Source organism: Delftia sp. S65 (assembly GCF_016516495.1).
GTDB classification, from domain to species: domain Bacteria; phylum Pseudomonadota; class Gammaproteobacteria; order Burkholderiales; family Burkholderiaceae_C; genus Comamonas; species Comamonas acidovorans.
The window spans coordinates 1-5,318 of record NZ_JACVUR010000085.1 but is presented as its reverse complement, the minus strand read 5'-3'; the positions used below and the strand labels follow the sequence as shown (position 1 = coordinate 5,318).

Here is a 5,318-nt window from a genome sequence, read left to right as displayed (position 1 = left end):
GGGGGGGGGGGCGGCCCCCCCGGGGGGCCGCCGGGGGCAGCGCGGCCCGGGCGCGCCGCCCACGCCACAAGAGCGGCATTGCCGTGCGCTTTCCGCGCATGCTGCGCTGGCGCGAGGACAAGCCTGTGCAGGAGGCCGACTCCATCGACACGCTGGCCGCCCTGCTGCCGCATTCCGACCCTTGATCACCCCTTGACCGATCCGTGACCCCACCCTTGACGCACCGCGCCATGGCCACCCGTTCTCCCCACCCCCTCGCCACCGCCTGGCTTGCCGCACGGGGCTGGAAGCCCTTTGCCTTCCAGCGCGCCGTGTGGAAGGCGCTGGCCCAGGGCCACAGCGGCCTGCTGCACGCCACCACGGGCGCAGGCAAGACTTATGCGGTCTGGCTGGGCGCGCTGCAGGCCTTTGCGCAGGCCTCCAAGGCGCCTGCCCAGGCCCCTGCCCAAGCCCCATCCAGCAGGAGAAAGCCCGCCGCCGCGCCCCTGACCGTGCTGTGGATCACGCCCATGCGCGCCCTGGCGGCCGACACGCTCAAGGCGCTGCAGACGCCCTTGCAGGCGCTGGCCCAGGGCCATCCCGCGCTGGCGCGCTGGACCGTGGGCGCACGCACGGGCGATACGGGAAGCGCCGAGCGCAGCGCGCAGTCGCGCCAGCTGCCCACCGTGCTGGTCACCACGCCCGAGAGCCTGTCCCTGCTGCTGGCGCGGGCCGATGCGCGCGAGCTGCTGGGCTCCGTGCGCCTGGTGGTGGCCGATGAATGGCACGAGCTGCTGGGCAACAAGCGCGGCGTGCAACTGCAGCTGGCCCTGGCGCGGCTGCGCGGCTGGAGCCCGCAACTGAGCGTCTGGGGCATGTCGGCCACGCTGGGCAATCTGGACGAAGCCATGCAGACCCTGCTGGGCCTGGACGACCATGGCCAGCCGCGGCCCGGCGTGCTGGTCCAGGGCCAGGTGGACAAGCGCCTGGTGGTGGACACCTTGCTGCCCGACCGGCCCGAGCGCTTTTCCTGGGCCGGCCACCTGGGCCTGGCCATGCTGCCGGCCGTGGTGCGCGAGCTGGAGGCCACGGCAGGCTCCACCCTGGTCTTTGTGAATGTGCGCTCGCAGGCGGAGCTCTGGTACAAGGCGCTGCTGGAGGCCCGGCCCGACTGGGCCGGCCTGCTGGCCATCCACCATGGATCGCTGGACCGGGGTGTGCGCGAATGGGTGGAGGCCGGGCTCAAGGCCGGCACGCTCAAGGCCGTGGTCTGCACCAGCAGCCTGGACCTGGGCGTGGACTTCCTGCCCGTGGAGCGCGTGCTGCAGATCGGCTCGGCCAAGGGCATTGCGCGGCTGCTGCAGCGCGCGGGCCGCTCGGGCCATGCGCCGGGCCGGCCCTCGCGCATCACTCTGGTGCCCACGCACAGCCTGGAGCTGGTGGAGGCCGCCGCCGCCCGCGCCGCCGTGCGCGCGCAGCAGGTGGAAATGCGCGCCAGCCCCCGCCAGCCCGTGGACGTGCTGGTGCAGCACCTGGCCACCGTGGCCCTGGGCGGCGGCTTCGTGCCCGATGAGCTGTATGCCGAAGTGCGCCGCACCGTCGCCTACGCCGGGCTGGCGCCTGCGGTCTGGCAGTGGTGCCTGGACTTCGTGCACCGCGGCGGCCCCTCGCTGGCCGCCTATCCCGACTACCAGCGCGTGCGGCCCGACGGGGAGGGCATCTGGCGCATGCCCGACGCGCGGCTGGCGCGCAGGCACCGCGCCAACATCGGCACCATCGTCAGCGACGCCAGCATGAGCGTGCAGATCCTGCACGGCGCGCGGCTGGGCAGCATGGAAGAGAGCTTTCTGTCGCGCCTGTCGCCCGGCGATGCCTTTGTCTTCGCGGGCCAGGTGCTGGAGCTGGTGCGCATCGAGGACATGACCGCCTACGTGCGCCGCGCCGCCAGAACGCGGCCCACCGTGCCGCGCTGGGCGGGCGCGCGCATGCCGCTGTCCACCGTGCTGGCCGACTTCGTGGTGCAGCAATTGGCGCTGGCGGCAGCGGGCGACTACCACTCGCCCGAGCTGCGCTGCGTGCGCCCCCTGCTGGAGGTGCAGCAGCGCTGGTCGGCCCTGCCCACGCCCGGCACGCTGCTGGCCGAAACCCTGCGCACGCGCGAAGGCTGGCATTTGTTCCTCTACCCGTTTGCGGGCCGCCATGCCCATACGGGGCTGGCCAGCCTGCTGGCCTGGCGCGCCGCGCAGGGCGAGACGGGCACCTTCTCCATCGCCGTCAACGACTACGGGCTGGAGCTGCTGAGCGCCACCGAGCGTGACTGGGCCGCCATGCTGCCGGAACTGCTGCGCGCCGAGCCTGCCCAGGCCGTGGCAGTGCCCGGGCGCGTGTCCGCCAGCCAGGCGGTCGCCACGCGCAACACCGCCAATGCGGACCGTCACTGGGACCAGGCCGCCGACGATGCCCACCTGGCGGGCGAGGACGCGCGCCACGCCCTGCTGCAAGAAGTGCTGGCCAGCCTCAACGCCACCGAGATGGCAAGGCGGCGCTTCCGCGAGATAGCGCGGGTGTCCGGCCTGATCTTCCAGAGTCACCCGGGCGAGCGCCGCAGCGCGCGCCAGCTGCAGGCCTCGGCCCAGCTGTTCTTCGAGGTCTTTCGCAAGTACGACGACAGCAACCTGCTGCTGCGCCAGGCCGACGAGGAAGTGCTGAGCCAGGAACTCGATGTCGCCCAACTGCTGGCCGCGCTGCGCCGCATGCAGGCCCAGCAGCTGGTGGTGAGCGCGCTGCGCCGGCCCAGCCCGTTTGCCTTTCCGCTGATGGTGGAGCGCTTTCGCGAAAAGCTCACCAACGAGCACCTGGCCGACCGCATCGCGCGCATGCTGGCCCAGCTGCACGAGGCGGCAGACGCCGGCGGTGCAGCCAGCGAGCCGCGCACGCAGGACCTGGTCCCGCCCGATCCACCGCTGCGTCCACAGAAAAAGCCCAAGGCAGACCAGCCCCCCGCCGTGGACGAGGATACGGCCGCCGTGCGCCGCACGCTGGATTTCTCGCTGCAGGCCACCGATGGCCCCGAGGCCGATGCCGCCAGCCACCGCCCGCGCCGCGTGCGCAAGCCCTCGCGGCCCTTGCCGCTGCTGTAGAACCATTGCACCGCTGATGAAAGGCCACGCACCGTTGCCAAGTCCTGTTCCCTCCGACGCCCTGGCCGGCAGCCTGGGCATCCTCCTGGCGGGCGAGCCCGTCCACCTGCTGGCCCAGCACGCCCTGTGGTGGCCCGCCCAGGGCACGCTGTTCATTGCCGACCTGCACCTTGGCAAGGCCGCCACCTTCCGCGCGCGCGGCATTCCCGTGCCGGCCGGCACCACCCAGGGCAACCTGGAACGGCTGTCGGCGCTGCTGCAGGGCCTGCCGGTGCGCCGGCTGGTCGTTCTGGGCGACTTCCTGCATGCCGCGCAGGCCCGCACGCCGTCCGTGCTGGCCGCCCTGGCCAACTGGCGACTCCGCCACGCGGCGCTGGAGGTGGTCCTGGTGCGTGGCAACCACGACAGCCATGCGGGCGACCCGCCGTCCGCGCTGGGCATCGGCGTGGTGGACGAGCCCTGGCGCCTGGGGCCATTCGCGGGCTGCCATTACCCGCAGGAGGCTCCTGCCTGCCATGTGCTGGCCGGCCATGTCCACCCCGCCGTCGTGCTGCGCGGCCCAGGGCGAGATGCCCTGCGCCTGCCGTGCTTTGCCGTGCACCCGGGCTTCACCCTGCTGCCGGCCTTCGGCCTTTTCACCGGCATGGCCAGCCTGCCGCCCGGTCCTGGCCTCCAGCGCTTTGCCGTGGGCGGCGGGCGGGTCTGGGCCGTTCCTGGCCAAGCAGACAGAATGTAATCAAACGTAATTTGCCGCAAAACCGTTGTTCCCTACAGTGGCTCCTGCAACAGACGCGGCGGGATAGCAGGTGCCACCCGACTCGCCTTTGATCCAACAGGAGAGGTGCATGGGCGTTCAACTCAACTTCATCAACCAATCGAACGACACGAACAACTCGCAGATCGTCATCTTCCAGAAGAACGTTGCCAGCGATTTCGAGGAACTGGCCGTGGCCTGGCGGGTCATCAGAAACTGCGGACAAGGCGATAACCATCCTTTCTCATTTCCCCTCTCCATGCAGATCGCTGCCAGCGACAGCTACGGCAACTACACGCCGCAACTGAATGCGCAAGATGGCGAACTGTTCCATATGACTCTGACGGCCTCGGGAGATCGCTTGGTGCCTGCTGGCCGTGGCACCAGTTCCAGGGAAGTGCAGTTGCTCAATGCGCTGCCCAGGGGGGCCATCAATGCCAGTTGCTACAAGGATGGCAAGCTGCTGGCGGTCAAGAACTCGATTGCTCCCCAGCAAAGGGCCGTCTTCGCGTTCAAGCCCACGCTCTGGATCGGCATTGCCTCGCAGGCCGTGCAGGGCGAGGTGATGGGCTCGGCCACTCTTTCCAACATCAACACCGAAATATCCCTGATGGGCATTGCCAGCGCCGACATCGTGATGACCGGCGGAGGCCCCGGACCTGATTCCAGGCCGTTCTCATTCCTTCTCGAGAACATCGTGATGCGCTGATGGCAGACCACATCCGGTCTGCGGTGCCCCGTTCGGTCGATTGCCGCCAGCGCGGGGCGAAGCTTCCTCCCCCTGTTTGTCGATGAAGGATGTGCTCCATGATGACTCTTCCCACTATGCCCGGTCATTCGTTTTCCATCCCCGGCCTGGGAGATGTGCCGGTCGGTTCGGTCACGGCCTATGCTGGCACCCTTGATACCTCCGGGGCTGGTGGCGCGCAGGACCACACAAGCGTCCTGGAGGCTTCGGCCTGGATGTTGTGCGATGGCAGGGAGCTGGCCTGCGCCCAGTACCCCCAGCTGTTTGCTGTTCTGGGCTATGTGTACGGCGGCGCGGATGGAACGTTCCGCATTCCCGACTACCGGGGCTGCTTCCTGCGCGGCGTGAGCGCCGGTACGAACAATGACCCCGATGAGGCAAGCCGCACCCGGCCGCCTGGTGGACAGGGCCTGGACAATGGCGTGGGGTCTCGGCAGTCCTCCTCGCCTATGCAAGAGAACACCCGCGACGGCACGCCCGCCCCGGTGGCGGCAAGCCCGGCCGAGACGCGGCCCCTGAACGTGTATGTGAACTACATCATCAAGTTCACCTACGGCATTCGCCCCATGTCGATGTGACGCCGCGATTGTTCGCATCCTCTACCCCTGCAAAGCAACGAGGCCATGGGTGCCGCCCGGTCCTGGCCTCCAGTGCTTTGCCGTGGGCGGCGGGCGGGTCTGGGCCGTTCCCGGTGGAG

The 5,318-nt window shown here is 69.9% G+C and carries 5 protein-coding genes; all 5 read left to right on the top strand.

The genetic code is table 11. The features are described 5' to 3' along the window. On the top strand, window positions 1-185 hold a 185-nt coding region (locus IAE24_RS29875), incomplete at its 5' end, for a hypothetical protein (protein ID WP_200016418.1). Between the two features lie 45 nt (window positions 186-230). Continuing rightward, window positions 231-3,119 carry a ligase-associated DNA damage response DEXH box helicase gene (locus IAE24_RS29870; RefSeq protein ID WP_199960967.1) on the top strand — a complete coding sequence of 963 codons (2,889 nt, stop codon included), beginning with the start codon at window positions 231-233 and terminating at the stop codon, window positions 3,117-3,119. Window positions 3,120-3,135: 16 nt separating this feature from the next. Further along, a complete protein-coding gene (gene pdeM / locus IAE24_RS29865) occupies window positions 3,136-3,855 on the top strand; it encodes a ligase-associated DNA damage response endonuclease PdeM (protein ID WP_199960926.1) in 720 nt (239 codons plus the stop codon). A gap of 109 nt (window positions 3,856-3,964) precedes the next feature. After that, window positions 3,965-4,582: a hypothetical protein gene (locus IAE24_RS29860; protein WP_099752720.1), complete on the top strand. Its 618-nt coding sequence runs from the start codon at window positions 3,965-3,967 to the stop codon at window positions 4,580-4,582. Window positions 4,583-4,683: 101 nt separating this feature from the next. Continuing rightward, window positions 4,684-5,199, top strand: a complete 516-nt coding sequence (locus IAE24_RS29855; RefSeq protein WP_083571217.1) for a phage tail protein — start codon at window positions 4,684-4,686, stop codon at window positions 5,197-5,199. The last annotated feature ends 119 nt before the right edge of the window (window positions 5,200-5,318 follow it).